This window comes from Anaerocolumna jejuensis DSM 15929, assembly GCF_900142215.1.
GTDB classification, from domain to species: Bacteria; Bacillota; Clostridia; order Lachnospirales; family Lachnospiraceae; genus Anaerocolumna; species Anaerocolumna jejuensis.
In genome coordinates this window covers 72,374-90,081 of record NZ_FRAC01000007.1, presented here as the reverse complement: position 1 = coordinate 90,081, position 17,708 = coordinate 72,374, and the positions used below count along the sequence as shown (strand labels likewise).

Below are 17,708 nucleotides of genomic sequence, written 5' to 3'. Positions count from 1 at the left end.
TACAGGTTAAACCCTTGATATTACTTTAGCAATGATTTGTTATAGTATTTTTGAATTAGAAAATATGGAATTCATTTCTATGTATCTAATTCTAATTTGTTTTTCCTCATATGAAGTAACCTGTAATAAAGAAAATTTCCATACCTTATAGCAATAAAACTTACAGATACAATTAATATAAACGTTATATTATACGCAATACCTTTTTCCTTATAATTCAGGAAAAAATTTATGTAATTATCTGTTATATTACTAAAGATATTTAATCTATAAAAATGACCTAAATAATTGGACATAAATGCAGCTTTATTAATACCATTAAATTGCTTTGATAATTCCAAGCATTTCAGGGTCTATTTGTCTTGTCATTGTATATGCATAATTTACAAAGTATTTATCCCAAAACCCTCTCGCTGTCGGATTAATTGTTCCGTGGGTTACAAATACTCTGTCTATTCCGCTTTCCCTGATTCCATTATTAGCGAAAGCAAGTAAAGCCGCACCTAACCCACATCCTCTATAGTTTGATTTGATAAAGACATCTCCCATTCCGATAGCTTTGGAATCCGTTTTGGCAAATTCAATGTCCGTAGGCTCGGAATCAATCATTCCAACTAATTGATTGTTATGAAAAACTGCAAAAATACGCATATCTTCGCTTAAAAAATCTTCATATCTGTCTTCTATAGGCAAAAACCCATTACAGTGATAGAAAATGGGACTTACACGCAGATGGTTTATTAAATTACGATACAATTCAATTACATCTTTTCTGTACTCCAATACTTGCGTTTTATCTAATTCAGCAAAAATAAAATCATTCTTATCAGCTGATGGAATTTTGACTGCTGTATTTCTGACAACCTCTGTAGTATCCATAGAAAAAGCACCCATAATATACATATTAAGTACCTCCGTGTCATGAGCATATACATTTATTCGCAGGCTCCGGGCATATTTTTCACAGATTTCAGCAGCGGCGGCTTGAAACAAATGGCCAATAACTTTACCACGGTTTTCGTTTCTGATTCCATATCCGTAAAGAGGTGAAGTAGCTCCTATTATTCCATTACCAGTATTAAAAATTTGATTAAATGCCAGAAAACCAACAGGTTCATTATTCTGAAAAGCAATTCGACCGATTCCATTTTCAAACAATTTCTTAATTTTAGATTGATAAAATGCTCTATTGTCAAATCTCCCTAAAGCTGTTACGGATTGCGTCTCCAAATCATAATTTTCCTGTGCCATTTCAACAGCGGCTTCAATATAGTTTGGATCAAGTGGTTTACATATAATTTGTCTATTCAAAATTATCCTCCATTATGTTTAGGAGGGTTATAGTTTAGTCGCCCTCCTATATTTATTGGGATTAATTTTAGTTATTTTCATATGATAACACCCTTTCCTATTTATTTATTATAACGCCAAGGCGATATAAACAAGATTATTAATACAACTAGTGTTTGCGCCGAAGATTGCCAACACTATACTGCCAAATAATTTTATTGCGAACTTAACTTTATTTTTATTAATAATTGCAGCAACCCCAAAGCCTGATAAAGCTATGTAAATCAAATCAACAATTGCAATAGCCAGAACAAGAGTTAATCCAATAAAAAGCCCATAAGTTGCAGAAGTGTTAAATACCATCAAGCACATAGGACCAATTGCCAATTGTAAAAGCATACCGAGCTTAAGCCCTTTAAATATCATGAATACCCTTCTAAAATAAAAATCAATTAATATTTCATATCAAATCTAGCACAAAAATAAACTTCAATTCGCAATTGGGTACTCAGACAATTATGTTTTCATAGCTTAAATAAAGCTTAAATAAATTTATATTGTTATATCAACCTCATATTTATCATCAATTAATATATAATCACAAATTGCCTCTTTGCATTTTTCTAAATTAAATAAATTCTCTCGCAGAAGCATTTCTCGTGTACAATATTCTGCATCATCACTATCTCTGAATTCGATAGCTCTTGCATGTTTTATAATATCATCATAATGCTTGTGTATATATTTCTCACTGAATATCAGGCAGGTATATTTTATGTATTTTAAATATTCATCATCAAAATCTTTATAAAAATCAAAGGGAATATAGCAGCCTTCTATCGTTAAATTTTGTTTGTTCTCGATACAGGTTTTAATAATTTCTCTTGTTATAGGCCAAATTGCGTGAATTATATCCTTTATATCATCTTCTGGTGTTATTGTACTGACACCACTTCGAATTAATCCCATTTTTAAATGGTCTTGTGATAAATATGAAAATCCGTATTTATTTAATATCTTTTGAGCAAGTACGGTCTTTCCAGTATGTGAGCTGCCAGCTATTAAAATAATCATTTTAATTTCCTCCATAAATAATAATTAATATATTCCCATTATATCTTTGGGCAATATTCTGACATACTCCAAAAACTTCCTACCTGCCTCAGACTTCTCTTTCTATTTAGTATAACATTTATTTATGTGTATGACAACAAAACCCAATAATGGTCACACATCAACAAATGCGAGCTTTCATTATTAAATTCCACGAAAAGGCTCAAGTACAGTCTGCCTGTACTTGAGCCTCATATAACTTTCTAGTTATTATCTTACTACTACCTTTACCTTAATTGAAGTCTTTCCGGCTCTGGCAATAACATAAACTGTACCTTTCGTTTTTGCGACTGCTTTACCGGTCATCTTATCTATTACGATAATACCTTTTTTGGCGGTACTCCATTCCAGCTTTCCGGTATCCACACCATAGCCTTTTACTTTATATACAGCATTGTCTCCAGTCATTAGTGACTTGGGACTGTTCGTAAATACCATGTACGGTTTTTTTACCGTAATGTCCGTAGTTACCGTTTTGCTCTTACCACTGTAAAGTGTGACAATCGTTGTGATTTTTGCAGTACCCGCTTTTTTTGCAATAATCTTTCCTGTACTGTTAACCGAGGCTACCGCCGTATTGCTTGAGCGGAAGGCAACCGTGATTCCACCGATGGCACTGCTTAAGGTCCGGTCTTTCCCGTCTTTTACAAGCTCCAAAGTATCCGGTAATTTAACACTGATATCCGTTGTCCCATCCGTGGTTCCCGCATATAATAATAACTTGCCCGGAGTTACCGTCACCTGATTTAATAAAGATGTGATAAGACTATTGCCGGCTTTCTGCGCCAGTATCACATAATCGGAGCAATGCACCAGATTTATGGTTATGCAGCCGTCCTTATCTACGGTATATCCATAACCGTATGGCAGCGTATCCAATTTACCCGTTTCCTTATTTCTGTGATAGAGATAGATCCGGCTTCCGGTTTTTAACTGATTTCCTGTATCCACTAAATCACCGACATAGATTTTCACCTCTGCCTGAGCAGGTAAAATTCCATCATGGAAAAAGTGAACAGCCAACCCGTCTGAAATATCCTTTGGAGCCTCATCCGAAATCTCAACCGTACTGCTTTTCTTTACGATTGCTCTCCGTTCCAGAGACAGATTGACATCCTTAAATATTTTATTTGTTTTCGAAAGATTTTCACTGCTAAAATTCCAGGAGTATAACTCACGTCCGTGTTCATCTGCAACGGAGGCTCTTACTGTTTTTCCTTCCAGACCTGCCGTTTTAAGCAGCTCCTTAGCCAATTGCAGATTTATATTTATTGCCTTATTATTCCCCAGACTGTCGGGTAAGGTCACTGTAATAGCAAGTTCCCGATACTCTTTTTCCTTCAATAAGTCTATCAATTCTTCGGACCTGATAGGAATCGTAAGTTCCCTGGGCTCTCCTTCACCGCCTGCCTTAATCTGGCTGAGTATCTGCGCTGCAGGAAGGTTTATGGCTGCATCTATTCTGCCCTGGGAGCCGTCCTTTGCTATTACTAACTCAGCATTTCCACTGAAACCGCTAAGAGTTATCGTCCCTGATGTTGTATTATCGGCGGAACCTGACCCGGAACCTCCCGAAGCGGACCCACCCGGTGTGGTTCCACCGCCGGAATTGTTTTCCGCTGCTCCTGAAAAAATCACATATCCTGAAACGGTATCATAAGTCCAGGTCTTCAGTGAAATGTTTTGGGGCAATCCAGCCGTAACCTTGCTGTCTGTCAGATACCCGTTAAGCAGTAAGGCAAATTCCGTACTTTTCATACTGTTTGTACTTTTACTTTCCACTTTCTCAGCTACAACAAGCCCCGTGGTGGATGAAGGCGTATAGGCACCAACTCCCTGTGCCGGGGATAGCGGCGTATTACCGGAATACTGGGAAGCCTCCGCATTATAATAGGCCGAGTAAGTCTCCGCGATGCCGGTGTGTCTGCCGGCATAGCCGCCTATATCGGTAGAAGCAGGCAGTGTAGCGGTATTACCAAGGGCATAGCAGTTTCTTACATATCCTGCCTGCATACCAGCTATTCCTCCTACTGCCGCCTTGTTCATGTTATTAGTGCTGTTGCCTGTGGTATCCCCTAATGTGTAACAGTTTACAATATAAGTACGGTTATTAAGACCCGATATACCGCCGGAATATACCCATGAGGTATCGGAAATGCCTGTGACATCTACGTCGGTACTGCAATTGGTGATATAAGAGGCAGCCGATGCGATACCGGAGGTGTAGCCTATGAAGCCGCCCACATAGCTCATGTTTTTGCCCTGATTGCTTATACTTCCCTGGGCAGAGCAGTTATCGATACAGGTGCCGGTTTCGATGGCAGCCGCAAGGGTTCCTCCATAAGAACGGCCTTCTCCGATATAATGATTATTGATACTTACCTGGGTCAGTTTTACATTTTTTATAACAGCCCGGTTCACATATCCAAAAAGACCGGCAAATGCAAAATCCGCAGGCTGGATATCGCTTCCAATGGTCATTTTACTGACGGTATGCCCGCCACCGTCAAAAGTACCGCGAAAAGCATAGGAGCCGTTGCCTCCTCCTGTAGGAATCCAGTTAACACCTGCAAGGGATATATCGGCCGTAAGTATAACATACTTTCCTTCATAGTTTTCATCTTCATTAATGGATGCCGCAAAGGCTGCCAGCTGCCGGGCATTGGCTATTTTATAGGGATTTTCTGCCGTACCGTTACCTCCTGCAAAAATGGCCGGATCCACCATGCCATACGCCGCGGTATCCCCTGCTGCAGCTTTCTTTAGAGCCGTATTAATTGCCTCGAGCAGTCTGGTTACGGAAACATTTCCTTTATCATAATCGATCCCGGTGCTCTGAGCCTTTAAAACCGCATCAATTATGGCAGAATTGACCCCACTGTTAGTTTTCTTGTTTAACATTTTTATTTCATTAATCTTATCCTTTGTAACGGTGACGCTTACCAGCATATCATGATCGCCAGCAGCCCGGCCATAATATGTCCCCGCTTTGTAGGAAGCAGGTTTACTGTCTTCGACCGTAACTGGAACATAAGTTATGGATGCGTCCCCGCCGGCAGGTACTACAAGGTTTTTTGATTCATCAAAAATCCAGGTTTTCAAAGTCCTGTCCCCCGGCAGCCACTGGGAAAGGTCAACGGGAAAGGTCTTGAAATTATTGTTCAGGGTTTCCGCAAACTCTTTGGATTTCATATCTGCCAGACGGAACCCTTCCAGCCTGTAATTGAACCCGCTGGTAATAATACCGTCCTCGTTTGTACTGATTGTGGTACCGACCGCTACAAACGGATTCGGCACCTGACTGTCAATCTTCTGCACAGCCTCTTTATTATAATAAGACAGGTAGCCCTTTCCTATTCCGGTGGTCATGCCGGAAATTGCACCCAAATAGTAGGAATAGGAATCCGCAATCACGCCTCCCGCTACGTAACAGTTAACCACGGTACCGGCCTGGCAGGCCACCAGATTGCTGACATAGGCCATTCCTTCCGAGGCTCTGACGGCATCTCCCGAGGCATTGCCCAGCGTATAGCAATTGGCGATTAAGCCACGATTATTAAGTGAAACCAGACCTCCCGCTTCCGATACATATTTTCCCGAAGCTTCCGAACACACTTCCACATCCGACCAGCTGTTTATAATATAACCTTTGTACTGGTTCCCGACCAGGCCCCCTGCAAAGTTGTTACCGGCAACCGTTGTCTTTCCGGAGACAGTACCGACTGCGTAGCAGTTGTCGATTCCGCCGAGGTCCAGATAGCCTGCAATCGAAGCGGTATTAACAGAACTTTCCCCTGTCGTATATAGGCCTACCCCTGTTAGCCCAAGATTTTTAACAAGACCCTTCTCACTAATAACACCAAAAAGTCCGATGTAAACATAGCCGTCAGCATTTTTGGGTTCTTCCTTACTGCCGTATTTTAAGCCGCTGATTTGATGACCTGCTCCATCAAAGGTCCCGCAAAAGGAATATTCTCCCTCACCGACCGGAATCCAGTCCTTACTGCTGACATCGATATCGTTCGCCAGCTGTATGTATAATCCTTTATAATCAATCCTTTCATTCAGGGATACGGCAAAAGCACGCAATTGTTCCTCTGTCGCAATCAGATAGGGCTTTTCCGCAGTACCCTCTCCCCCTGCAAATATATTTTTTCCGATGTCAGGATTAACATAAATCCTGCTGCTTAAAGCTGCCCCGGAGACGGAGCCCTCCCATTCACAAAAGGAAATGCCAGGAACCGTTACATTCACCGATTTCAGTCCATTATTCAGTGCCTCGGCAAGGCTTTTAAAGTCAGCTGCCTTTGCAGAAACTCCGGTTAGGTTAACCGGCTCTGCGTTACTGGAGCCTTTGCCTACCGCCGGAACCGGTGCCTGTAATACTCCGTTTATTGTTACCTTCGTATCTGCCGCATAGTACATGGTGTCCATCAGTCCGCTGCCCGATACCTGCCCCGCCAGCACGCCCACCGGCGCATATGCCGTAGTCTGGTAGGAACTGTCTTTTACATTGTTAACGGTCACCCCGCTAAAAGAATAGCAATTATAGGATTTCCCCCCCGACATGCCAAGCAGTCCGCCGGCAACGGCACCCATATTGGTATTAGCACTTGTACCTGCTACTTCACCTAGCGTATAACAGTTTACGACAGCCGTATTGCCCGCTGCCATGGCGCTTAATCCACCGGCATAAGCGGATAAAGTACTGCCGGCTTGTGAATTAACTGATATATTGGTAAAGCAGTTGGTCAAACTGCTATAACTGCCAAGATAGCCTGTCAGACCTCCGGCATAGCTTAATTTGCCCGCTGTTGTTACGGAAGAGATTACAGTACCCGTAACATAACAGCGGTCAATAACCGTTCCCTGCCCGGATGTACCGGAACTTGTCTTAGCCGCCAATCCCCCTGCGTAAACCATATTGGCGGCATTGGAAGCATAGATAGAAACCTCCGTAAGTCCTAAATTCTTTATCACAGCCGTATCCGCAAGTGTTGCAAACAACCCGGCTTCCGCGATTTCTTCCGGCGCCTCCGGTGAACCAATGGTCAGTCCGCTGATGGCCCAGCCTGCTCCGCTAAAATTACCGGCAAACCCGTTGATTGGTACCCACCTGTTTTCTTTCAGGCTTATGTCACCACCTAATGCAATGTATTGGTTCTTGTAAGTTTCACCATTATTGACCGAATCCCGGAAAGCCTTCAATTGCTCCGCTGTTGCGATGATGTAAGGGGATGCCGCCGTGCCGCGTCCGGAATTAAAAATCCCGGTATAGGACTGGTTCAGTGCATCTTCTGTTGCTTCTGCAATTGCTCTGCTGCTCATGGTGGCTCCTGAAACCATGTCCACATCCGTGCTTTGCGCCAGAATAATTTTATCAATGACTCCCTTTGCTTTCTCCAGATAAGAGGGTGTTTCCTGATTGTCCCCTACCTCAATTGCTGAAATTGCACTGCCGGAAACCGTTACTGTAACCGACAGTTTTCCGCCGCGTCCGGTACCGCTGCCGGTATAATTCCCGTCCGTATAAGAATAGCCGGCCGCTGATGCAGGAATTACAAAAGAAGTAAAAACCAATATCCACGCCATAGCCAGAGCTATCTTCCCTTTTCTTTTTCCCGTAAACATTTTTAGCATAATCCACTCCTTGTTGTTCTTTGATTGTTTTCAAAACGGAATAAATAATTACATAAACGGTTAGTTTAAGCTAACTTCAATTATTAATAGTACCAGTTTTATCCATGCTGTCAAGCACTTCCGATCCAGTTGATAAATATTTATCAATGTGACCTGAATTACTTCCCGGATATCTTTACTTTATATTATTTTTGTTGAAATCAAATCGCGAGTAGCAGAAATGCATATTATAAATAGAGGTAGTCCTGATAATTAAATGCCTGACTACATTAGAAGGATTATTAAAACCTGAGTATATAATGCGGGATTTCCAAGGATAAGATAGGGGTATTCTTGTACCGGCAGATAAAAAGAAGAAGTAAAAGCACATAGCAGTGTAGCAAAAAAGCCCTTAAAATCAAGGGCTTTAGTAAATACGAGACAATAAAAAAAGATTAGTTTAGCTTATTAAAAAGAGAAATAACATCTAATCCATTCACAACAAAATTGCAAATAAAATGTGCAATAATAACCACATAAACATTTTTAGTCTTTATATAGGATACCATGAGTGGGATAGACCATATCAGTGCAATTAATATACCCAATGGAGCGAGTGAATGTTCCAATGCGAATAAGCACCCGCTAACAATAATTAAAATAGGTATTTGCTTTTTAAATTCAAAACATATCAATGATTTTCTATAAAATAATTCTTCTGCTAGAGGGGAAAGTATAATAGTAGACATTGCAAAAATTAATAATTCAAACCTATTATGTACTTTTAATAAACCCATTCCATTATTTATGTCTGGTAGTAACATTTCGATTACGCTTGTAATAGCAAATGATATAACCAAAGCTGCTGCTGTAAAAAATACAATTATCCAAAACTTTTTCCCGGCACAAATATTTTCTTTCATTTCTTGTATTGAAAAGTCTTTACAAATTATAAAATACGTGACTAATCCTAAATAAAAGAAAAAATTCACAAGCAAAAGATACTCAGGAAATGCCATAATACAAATTACTAATATACCTTCCAAGCATAATGGAACAATATTATGTTTCAAATATTTTAACATATAAAACCCTCGTTAAATTTCGGCTGATTTCTTTCGTTGTTAACACAATAGCAAAAGATTGATATCATATCATTGGTTTATCTCAATACTGATTGATTCTTGTATTTCAATAACGTTACCTATTATATCATTCTTGGTGATTCTTTACAACTAATTCAAATAAAGGTTATACAAAAAGGCTATACAACATAATTAAATCGTTGTGAGCATTAGTTACTTATTGGTTGAATGGGCAGAAATAGTTTAAAACTATGAAATCCTCCCTCTCCGGATTTGGTAATATGCTCTTCAAGCCATTGATGTTCGCCATAATTATACTGCTGATTTTGCATTAACCAGTAATGCAGAGAGTTCCATACTTTATCAAGATTTGAATCTGGGCCATACGTAGCCTCCGTGGTTACATATAAACCACCATCATAATCTTTAATAGTTATGTTTCTATTTTGCGTTTCTGTTATTACACCTTCAGAAATATTAGTAAGCATTGCCCATGTTTCATATCCAAATTCATCGTCATTCATTGGAAAAGATAAGACATTTGCCATCTGACCAGATTTCCCCACGCCTTTGAAACCAGTGTATCTTGTTCTTGTCTGCTATTCTTTACTATTATATTGCCATTGTAGGAATGGTAAGAAGCTACCTTCATTGGCTGTAATCTCTCGATTGATACTGAAATTGGTATCAAATCTTCAAAAAAGCAATCTGTAAAAGCAAAAGGCTTATATAAATCATCCAACATTCCGATTTTCCGGTATTTCAGTGGTGAAATACCAAAGTATCCTGTAAATGCTCGATTAAATGTCTGTTGGGAGCTGAAATTATAATCTAGCGCTATATCAACAATTGTTTTTTTAGTATTTATTAGTTCTACAGCAGCACATGACAACTTACGTTTTCGAATGTAAGTTGTCATGGGTTCACCTACGATATCCATAAATATTCGATGGAAATGAGGATAAGAATAATGTGTATTTTCAAGAACATCATCAATATGAACTTTATGGGTCAAATTATCTTCAATATATGAAATACATTGTTCAATTTTTTTTACATAATCAATTTTCATGTTGTTATCCTCCTTTTTATAATACGAAGGACATTTACCAGTCGATTATTCGCAGCAGGTAAGCCTTTGAAACACATCCTTCACACAGGATTTACAAACAACAAAAATCGCTTATTAATCCCTGACGGCTTAGCAGAACTTGATTGTAACCACCCCACCCGAATCGCAGTTGCGCAGTTCTAGTTGTCCTGCGTGGGTTTTTGCTACTTCCGCTGCAAACCAAAGGCCAAGACCATTGTGTCCATTGGCGCCACGCGCTGCATCACCACGCCATAGGCGCTCTGTTGCATGGTGTAACGCCGCCTTGCTAAAGCCGGAGCCTTCATCGCGCACAACAACCTGCCAGCCTCCCTCTGCCATGCTGCCTACCAAATACACGTTTCCACCCGCCGGTGTATGCTCGATGGCATTCTGCACCACATTACCGAGGGCACGAAGTAAGTGGTCTTTCTGAATGCTCGCAGCACCTTCCAGACTGTTTTGGGTTTGCAGGCAAACCCCCTTGGCTTCTGCAATGGCCATTGTGCTCTGGCAAAGCCCGTCAAACATGGCGGGCAGGCTGGTGTTTTCAAATACCTCATCCCCACCGGCGGAGGTTTCCAGCAGGCTGGCAACATACTGCTTGGCCCGGTCGTTGCTTGCCGCAATTGTTTCCAGCATTTTGCGGCTGCTTTCAGGCAGTTCTTCATCCAGCAGAAGTTCGGCATTGCCTCCCACCAGAGTGAGCGGGGTTTTTAAATCATGGGCAAGTGCTGCTATTTCCGCCTCGCGTTCCTGCTGTGCCGCCCATTGGGAGGACAGGGAGCTGTACAATGCCTCCCGCATATGCTCCATAGCACCGAGTGCCTGGTCGTACTCCCGTATGCCCGCGTAGGGAATTGGGAAATCCAGCTCCTGTGCGCCTACCTTCTCGCTCACCTCGCTGAACAGCTTCAGCTTGGCGGCGAGGTGCCGACGGAGCCACAGGGTGTTAAGCAGCAGACAAAGCACCAGCGCCACACCAAGTGCGGCCAGCCCCAGGTATTCAGCGGGGGGCAGTATGTCGCGCAGCACAGGGTTGACAAACTCAGCCCTGTAATACCAGCGAAAGATTACGGTGCTTCCATCCATGTAGGTGTATCGCGAAACATGTATGCTGGAGACGTCCCCCTGTAAAAAACCAGCCAGGCCTTCCAGCTTCTTTCCCTCTACATTGCTTTCCAGCACTTCGCCGTTACGGCCAAACAAAGCGTACTCGGCCAGAAAATCGTCACCAGGAGAAACAAAGGTTTTTGGCCCTCCGTCCAGCATTTTCTCCACCTGTTGGTTGGAGACAGCTCCCTGGTAAGTAACGCCGGTCTTTTGAAGCCGCACCATGACGACATACCATGTCAGGCAGCATAACAGCATACAGCCAAGCATAACGATGGCAAAGCGCAAAAGCACAAAGGAAAGGCTTACAGAACGTTGTCTTTTGGCCATTTGTAGCCCACCCCCCAAACGGTTTCTATGGGGCTGAGACCGTCGGCTTTCAGCTTGGCGCGGATATTTTTGATGTGCTCCGCAACGGCCGACGAATCGCCCTCGGCGTCAAAGCCGAAAACTGCTTCGTATAATTGTTCTTTGGTAAAAACCCGTCCGGCGTGCAGGGCAAGGTGCTCACAGATGGCGTATTCACCCTTGGTAAAGGGCAGTGTGTGTTCGTCCGCCATGGCCACTTTTGCCTGCATATCAAAGCGCACACCGCCTCGGCTCAGGGTGGAGGCCGGCTGGCGCACCTCCCGCCGCAGATGGGCGTTTACCCGTGCGCGCAGCTCCGCAATACTGAATGGCTTTTTAATGTAATCATCGGCACCCAGGCCAAAGCCCTGTACAAGGGCCGCATCTTCCGCCTTGGCGGTTAAGAACAGGATGGGGCAATCCACCTCGGCACGGATACGGCCGCAAAGGGAAAAGCCATCCTCGCCAGGCATCATCACATCGAGCAGCAGAAGATCGTACAGCTGACACCGGGCTGGCTGCACAGCAGCAGCATCCGCTTCGATATCTACCTGGTGACCGTCCTTTTTCAGAGCGGCGCGCACCAAGTCCAGCATATCAAGGTCATCATCGACCACTAACAGTTTCGACATAGTCTATCCTCCTTGTTTTTCCGAAGGAAAAATGCGACTGCCTATGCAGGAGCAGCGGATTTTCCTCCTTGTTTTACTCCTGTATGACTTTACCCTCCCATCTGTTAAACCATAGTAGTGACAAAACCAGAACAATCGAAGTAATAATAATTAGAGAAATAATTCCAGGAAAAGCAGGTGTACTTGTAAAGCCAAAATAATTTTCCAAAAACCGAACACCCCATTCCCAAGGAATAATCGGCCAGATTTTATCACCAATCGCATTTTCAAAATAACCAGCTAAAATTGTACCAGCTATCCCTAACAAAACAGAAATACTTGAACCAAACCGAAAAGCAATTGTAACTTGTAATAAATATAAAAATAAGCTGCCAAATAAAAATATATAAAATATGACAAGATAGAAGCCAAAGTGTGTTATGCTGATATCTAGAAACAAATTGACTCCAACATAGAAACATAGTTCATATATTATCATACTTGTGGCTGAAAGAAACAGCAGAAAGAGCAATTTCCCCAGATATACGCTTCTTCGAGACTCCACTAAACCCAGAGCATTTTGAATATTGTTTATGTTCCTATCTAAATTAATTAAAATTGGCACAACTATACTAACAAAAATCGGATAACATATTTGCAATATAACGAAAAACAACCTCACATCAGGAATAATATGGTATCCGGCAAAAGCGTAATAAACTAAAAATAAGGTTGTAACCACTATAGGCAGTAACAAATGCAATAAAATAATTGGAGTTCGTTTGATTTTGGTAAAGTTAGAAAAAAACTCCCTCATAATAGTCATTTGCGATACACCTGCCTTCCATACCAGCGGGAAAACAAGACTAAAAGAACTAACATAGCAAGCAAGGATACCAATACCAGCAACGAACTTTCTCCTAAATTCAAAATGTGTCTTGAATCTGCTTCAACCAATAATCCGTTTGGCAAAACTCCAAATAATGTAACCATAAACCTCGCAGGCCAGCTATATGGGAAGAACCAAAACAAAGGCGTCAAGGAAAAAAATAACCCGCCGAACGCACTGGCAAACAAATTTATTATGACAGAACCAACAAATCCGACTTTTTGATCCAAAAATAAACAGAAAGGAATCTGCCATAATAATGAGAACCACAATAAGCAGTATCCTAAAATATAATACCCGGTATGACTAGTTGCGATTGAAACACCTGACGATATGCCTTCAGAGATAACAGTGATAAACGATAGCAATAATGATATTATCAAAAGATTAAGCGCTATCAAAATTGTTTTAGAAATAAATGTCTTCTTCAAGTCGATGGGCAAGCTATAAAGAGTTCGGTATTTGTGTTTTTGATCCTTATTATTTACTAAATGACATAAAATCGCAATGGACAAAGACGCAATAGGCATACACCAATTGCATACGATAGAGCTTGAAAAACCGCCTAAACCAATACCAATAAATATAAATACCATAGATATTAAAATTAAGGCCGCTGGAATAAATAGAATGAGTTTTCTAAATAGGGAGCGCTTAAATTTCAAGTTTTCTGCTTTTAAATATGTTCGTAGCATCAGGATGCACGCTCCTTTCTGATGATATCCATAAACAATTGTTCCAGGTTTTCATTTGCATCAATTTTATCTTGATACAGGAGCGATCCATTGTATATGATCCCTATGTCATCGGCAACTTGTTGTACTTCGCTTAAAATATGGCTTGATATAATGACAGAAATTCCAGACTCCGCAAATCTCCGAATCATTTTCCTTAATTCATCAATACCAAAAGGATCTAACCCGTTTGTAGGTTCATCTAAGACTAATAAATCAGGGTTATTTAGCAGCGCTAAGGCTATACCCAATCTCTGTTTCATTCCCAACGAAAAATCGGATGTCTTTTTATTTTTAGCATCAATTAAGTCCATCATTTGTAAAGCTTCATAACATTTATTTGTTGAAATCCCCATAAGAGTCCCTCGCACTTTTAAATTTTCAAATGCCGTTAGATTCTCATATAGTGGAGGTGATTCGATTAATGAACCAATGTCCAATAAATCTTTTCGAGTCCAAGGGTGATTGTTGAATAATATTTCACCTGAAGTCGGTCGGATAATTCCAGTAATCATCTTTAATAATGTTGATTTGCCAGCACCATTAGGTCCTAATAAACCGTAGACAGAATTTTTTTTTACAGCCATAGATAAATCTTTTATTGCATATGTCTTTTTAAATTTTTTAGAAACATTATTGGTTTCTATTATGTACTCACACATCATAACTTCCTCCATTTCACATTTAGCAGCCGGTTTGTACAGTGTCCGTTCCATAGGGTTGTACTTCCTTTTGACTTGTACTTCTATGATAACAGCCATTTTTAAGGATTTTATAAAGAAGCGGGTACTTACTCAAAAATTTATCCCGGCCAGCAGTTCAGTTAGCGCCACACCAACCATTGCACGATAGAATAGGATGATAAACAGGGAGTGGAATACCTAAATAAAGAAAAAAGCCCGAATACAGGATGAATTTTCTCATCCCCCTCCGGGCTGTCTTTTAGCGCAAATTAAGTTCCTGAGACTTGTCACGCTTGGGCAATGTGGCATCCATGTAATGTCACATATATGCCACTACGATTTATTTAATTGCCATAATAAAAATTTGACAGGGATTCCATTCATCCCATAATGCAGGGAAACATTCAAGTTCTTTAAAACCTAGTTTTTTATAAAATTGAATTGTTCTGTCATATTCCTCATAATGACCTTCTTGTACTGTTTTTACCTGTATAAATGAATAATTGTGCTCTTTAGCATATGAATAAAAAGCTTCAAATAATTTCTTACCAATACCATTATTATGCATTGTTTTTAAAACACCCATAACATAAATTTCAGCAGTATCTGAACTGGTTTCTTTTAAATTAATAAAACCTTTTGCCGTATTATTTTCTATTTCTGCCCAAAAAGGCAGTTCTTGACTACATTTTATATACTCGGCTGTACTATCCGGTAATCCAAACCAATCAGGCAAATCTGCTAATATTATACTTGAAATTGATTCCTTTTGCTTCTTGTCTTCAATATAAACAACCATTAATTTTCCTCCTTCAATTTACAGAGGCTATTTTAAAGTGTATCCTCCATTCACTGCTTTCATTTTAATCATTTTATTACTCCTTTCCTTGTTATTTTTTGATAGCGCCTGAGCGATACAATACGTATAAATTGGAGCCTTGTACCTAAGAATTTACTCATGGGTTCTCAAAGCTCCAGAAAAGTGAAGTAGTATTATAACTAATTATTTGCCACCTGCGACTGAATATTATCTGTATTAAGTATTTTGTTTAATTCTTTATCCCAATTATTTAAAGATTTACTTGTTATTTCAACCATTTTGACACTGTAATCCATGTAATATTCCTCTGATTTCAAGTCATTTTTGTCTAAATATTTAAGGCTTTTTATATATTGCTTATATGGAGCATCAATGTCATTTTCAAAACCGTATTTGATGTTTTCCAGATTTGTAGCATTATCTGGGGTCAGCGTTGGTTCTCCTGTCGTAATTGGCATCTCGGTGGGAGACACTGTTAGTGAGACTGTAGATTTTGGCATCTCAGTTGTAGTTATCGTTGGTATATCTGATGTAGCGATGGATTTCTTATTATTTACTGAACATGCTGTTAGCATTAGTAACAGCGATATAATCAATAACATTACTATACCTTTAGACTTTTTAGTAATTATTTGGTTTTTTGCTCTGTTTTCTAAAATACATCAAACCTCTTTCTTTTATTTTATTTATTAATCTGAAGTTAAATTTATAACATATAATGCTTCATTTATTTAAGTTTTCTTCACGAATGGCTGCTAACATAACCGTGTCATGAAATTCCTTGCCAAACAGATATTTCTTCAATATTCCTTCTTCAACAAAGCCTGCCTTTTTCAATACCTTTAACGAGGGGACATTATCCGGCATAACCGCAGCCTGTATTCTATGTAATTTTAAATCATCAAATCCAAACTGTGTAACTTCTTTCACTGCCTCTGTAGCTAATCCCATTCCCCCATATTCAGGAGAAAAATAGTAGGATATCTCTGCCATTGTTTTTTTTACAAAACCGCCCAAATCAATTCGTCCTATGACCTTTTTCTCACTCCTATATTCTACGCACCATGTAAACACTGTTTTTGATTTAAGAAGTCTACCATTTATGTTGTTTAACCAATTTGATATATGTGGTTCTTCATTGAAAAGGTTCACTCCACCGCCTAAAAATTGCTGTACCTGTGGGTCATGGATAATTTCTAAATAGGTGTTTATATCCTCACGATAGAAGGCACGTAAAATCAATCTATCGGTTTCAAGGTGCGGTATTGCCGCAAAATAATCGTCATATTTCATTTTTAACCTCTTTTTAAATTGATTTGCATTTGCGAAAGATTGTGAATTAACATGACTAATAAGCTAATTTAAGCACTAAACAGTCTATAGTAATGAGTGGTTTGTACAATATCAAATCCAAGGCTTTGGTATAAGTTTAATGCCCTGGTATTCCAATCTATTGCACTTAAGGAAATACAGTTACTCCCATATCCTATAGCCTTATTAATGGCAAATTGCATTGATTTCTTCCCATACCCCTTACCTTGATAGGATGGAAGTACAAATATATCACCTATAGAGCCATTATTATAAATAATTACTGATGCTATTAGCTTTTCATTATTTAGTAGTAAGAAAAGATTTTCTTTATTGCCTAGGAATTCTTTTCTTTTTTCTTCGTTTAACTCACAACATAAATAAGGTTGAAAATCATTTGACTTTCTAAGTTCATAAAAGCTGGTTCGTAATCCTTCCGCATATTGTTCAAAGTATTTATCTTCATATTGTACAAAATTTAGACTGGATTTAGGCTGTTCTGAACCGTGATAATGTAGAACAAGCTCTACATACCACTTTTCATAACCTAATTTTGTATAAAAAGATGTTGCATCATCTTTGTCCAGCTTAATTCTTGTGCTTATAAATTCGAGATTAATATCTTCTATGTTCTTCATTATTTCATGATATAACAGAGCTCCAATTCCTTTTTTCCTTGAACTCGGAACTACATAAGCATATATATCTGCTTTATTATTATCCGTACCCCATATTCGAAAGGTACTAAACCCTAGAATTCCGGCTTCGTTATCATCAAAAACTATTATTTTATTACTATTATCAGTAATAAAATTGATATCATCAATGTCAATCATAGTTCCTTGTTTAAGTATATCTACTATTTGTTTTTTATCTTCAGCTTTAAATTCTCTAATCATTTTCTTCTCTTTTCAATAAAGATCTTTATAACATTTTTTTCAATTATATATAATTAAATCAAACTATAAATTACAATTTATATCATTATACTTTTCCTAATAT

At 39.4% G+C, this 17,708-nt stretch carries 16 protein-coding genes; all 16 read right to left on the bottom strand.

What is annotated here, in order from left to right; translation table 11 throughout:
• Positions 1–318: 318 nt before the first annotated feature.
• The 16 genes from BUB77_RS03855 to BUB77_RS03780 all read right to left on the bottom strand — a co-directional run bounded on the left by BUB77_RS03855 (position 319) and on the right by BUB77_RS03780 (position 17,605).
• Entirely contained in the window at positions 319–1,311 is a 993-nt protein-coding gene (locus tag BUB77_RS03855; protein ID WP_073273151.1) for a GNAT family N-acetyltransferase, read from the bottom strand.
• Between the two features lie 108 nt (positions 1,312–1,419).
• A complete protein-coding gene (locus BUB77_RS03850; protein ID WP_073273149.1) occupies positions 1,420–1,716 on the bottom strand; it encodes a LysE family transporter in 297 nt (98 codons plus the stop codon).
• A gap of 126 nt (positions 1,717–1,842) precedes the next feature.
• Positions 1,843–2,364: an adenylate kinase gene (locus BUB77_RS03845; RefSeq protein ID WP_073273147.1), complete on the bottom strand. Its 522-nt coding sequence runs from the start codon at positions 2,362–2,364 to the stop codon at positions 1,843–1,845.
• Between the two features lie 249 nt (positions 2,365–2,613).
• Complete coding sequence (locus BUB77_RS03840; RefSeq protein WP_073273145.1) at positions 2,614–8,043, bottom strand: FMN-binding protein; 5,430 nt, start codon at positions 8,041–8,043, stop codon at positions 2,614–2,616.
• A gap of 434 nt (positions 8,044–8,477) precedes the next feature.
• Positions 8,478–9,107: a CPBP family intramembrane glutamic endopeptidase gene (locus BUB77_RS30250; RefSeq protein WP_139241102.1), complete on the bottom strand. Its 630-nt coding sequence runs from the start codon at positions 9,105–9,107 to the stop codon at positions 8,478–8,480.
• A 209-nt stretch (positions 9,108–9,316) separates the two neighbouring features.
• Entirely contained in the window at positions 9,317–9,655 is a 339-nt protein-coding gene (locus BUB77_RS03830; protein WP_073273143.1) for an effector binding domain-containing protein, read from the bottom strand.
• A complete protein-coding gene (locus BUB77_RS03825; protein WP_073273142.1) occupies positions 9,628–10,179 on the bottom strand; it encodes a helix-turn-helix transcriptional regulator in 552 nt (183 codons plus the stop codon). Before BUB77_RS03825 ends, BUB77_RS03830 begins: the two co-directional genes overlap by 28 nt.
• Positions 10,180–10,308: 129 nt before the next feature.
• Positions 10,309–11,640 carry a sensor histidine kinase gene (locus BUB77_RS03820; protein ID WP_073273141.1) on the bottom strand — a complete coding sequence of 444 codons (1,332 nt, stop codon included), beginning with the start codon at positions 11,638–11,640 and terminating at the stop codon, positions 10,309–10,311.
• Positions 11,616–12,290 carry a response regulator transcription factor gene (locus BUB77_RS03815; protein WP_073273139.1) on the bottom strand — a complete coding sequence of 225 codons (675 nt, stop codon included), beginning with the start codon at positions 12,288–12,290 and terminating at the stop codon, positions 11,616–11,618. Before BUB77_RS03815 ends, BUB77_RS03820 begins: the two co-directional genes overlap by 25 nt.
• Positions 12,291–12,363: 73 nt before the next feature.
• Positions 12,364–13,095, bottom strand: a complete 732-nt coding sequence (locus tag BUB77_RS03810; RefSeq protein ID WP_073273137.1) for a lantibiotic immunity ABC transporter MutG family permease subunit — start codon at positions 13,093–13,095, stop codon at positions 12,364–12,366.
• A complete protein-coding gene (locus BUB77_RS03805) occupies positions 13,092–13,853 on the bottom strand; it encodes a lantibiotic immunity ABC transporter MutE/EpiE family permease subunit (RefSeq protein ID WP_073273135.1) in 762 nt (253 codons plus the stop codon). Before BUB77_RS03805 ends, BUB77_RS03810 begins: the two co-directional genes overlap by 4 nt.
• Positions 13,853–14,554, bottom strand: coding sequence for a lantibiotic protection ABC transporter ATP-binding protein (locus BUB77_RS03800; protein ID WP_073273884.1), 702 nt, complete (start codon positions 14,552–14,554; stop codon positions 13,853–13,855). Before BUB77_RS03800 ends, BUB77_RS03805 begins: the two co-directional genes overlap by 1 nt.
• Before the next feature lie 361 nt (positions 14,555–14,915).
• Positions 14,916–15,374 carry a GNAT family N-acetyltransferase gene (locus tag BUB77_RS03795; RefSeq protein ID WP_073273133.1) on the bottom strand — a complete coding sequence of 153 codons (459 nt, stop codon included), beginning with the start codon at positions 15,372–15,374 and terminating at the stop codon, positions 14,916–14,918.
• Positions 15,375–15,574: 200 nt separating this feature from the next.
• Positions 15,575–15,997 carry a hypothetical protein gene (locus BUB77_RS03790; RefSeq protein ID WP_139241101.1) on the bottom strand — a complete coding sequence of 141 codons (423 nt, stop codon included), beginning with the start codon at positions 15,995–15,997 and terminating at the stop codon, positions 15,575–15,577.
• A 121-nt stretch (positions 15,998–16,118) separates the two neighbouring features.
• The gene (locus BUB77_RS03785; protein WP_073273129.1) at positions 16,119–16,688 is read right to left on the bottom strand and encodes a GNAT family N-acetyltransferase; all 570 of its coding nucleotides are present in this window, start codon (positions 16,686–16,688) and stop codon (positions 16,119–16,121) included.
• Positions 16,689–16,756: 68 nt separating this feature from the next.
• Positions 16,757–17,605 (bottom strand): GNAT family N-acetyltransferase, encoded by an 849-nt coding sequence (locus BUB77_RS03780; RefSeq protein WP_073273128.1) that lies wholly within the window; start codon positions 17,603–17,605, stop codon positions 16,757–16,759.
• Positions 17,606–17,708: the final 103 nt, after the last annotated feature.

Bases quoted from the DNA above. Each gene is read 5' to 3' on its own strand.
- BUB77_RS03850 (WP_073273149.1), bottom strand. From the start codon at position 1,716: ATGATATTTAAAGGGCTTAAGCTCGGTATGCTTTTACAATTGGCAATT.
- BUB77_RS03845 (WP_073273147.1), bottom strand. From the start codon at position 2,364: ATGATTATTTTAATAGCTGGCAGCTCACATACTGGAAAGACCGTACTT.
- BUB77_RS03840 (WP_073273145.1), bottom strand. From the start codon at position 8,043: ATGCTAAAAATGTTTACGGGAAAAAGAAAAGGGAAGATAGCTCTGGCT.
- BUB77_RS30250 (WP_139241102.1), bottom strand. From the start codon at position 9,107: ATGTTAAAATATTTGAAACATAATATTGTTCCATTATGCTTGGAAGGT.
- BUB77_RS03830 (WP_073273143.1), bottom strand. From the start codon at position 9,655: ATGGCAAATGTCTTATCTTTTCCAATGAATGACGATGAATTTGGATAT.
- BUB77_RS03825 (WP_073273142.1), bottom strand. From the start codon at position 10,179: ATGAAAATTGATTATGTAAAAAAAATTGAACAATGTATTTCATATATT.
- BUB77_RS03820 (WP_073273141.1), bottom strand. From the start codon at position 11,640: ATGGCCAAAAGACAACGTTCTGTAAGCCTTTCCTTTGTGCTTTTGCGC.
- BUB77_RS03815 (WP_073273139.1), bottom strand. From the start codon at position 12,290: ATGTCGAAACTGTTAGTGGTCGATGATGACCTTGATATGCTGGACTTG.
- BUB77_RS03810 (WP_073273137.1), bottom strand. From the start codon at position 13,095: ATGACTATTATGAGGGAGTTTTTTTCTAACTTTACCAAAATCAAACGA.
- BUB77_RS03805 (WP_073273135.1), bottom strand. From the start codon at position 13,853: ATGCTACGAACATATTTAAAAGCAGAAAACTTGAAATTTAAGCGCTCC.
- BUB77_RS03800 (WP_073273884.1), bottom strand. From the start codon at position 14,554: ATGTGTGAGTACATAATAGAAACCAATAATGTTTCTAAAAAATTTAAA.
- BUB77_RS03795 (WP_073273133.1), bottom strand. From the start codon at position 15,374: ATGGTTGTTTATATTGAAGACAAGAAGCAAAAGGAATCAATTTCAAGT.
- BUB77_RS03790 (WP_139241101.1), bottom strand. From the start codon at position 15,997: ATGTTATTGATTATATCGCTGTTACTAATGCTAACAGCATGTTCAGTA.
- BUB77_RS03785 (WP_073273129.1), bottom strand. From the start codon at position 16,688: ATGAAATATGACGATTATTTTGCGGCAATACCGCACCTTGAAACCGAT.
- BUB77_RS03780 (WP_073273128.1), bottom strand. From the start codon at position 17,605: ATGATTAGAGAATTTAAAGCTGAAGATAAAAAACAAATAGTAGATATA.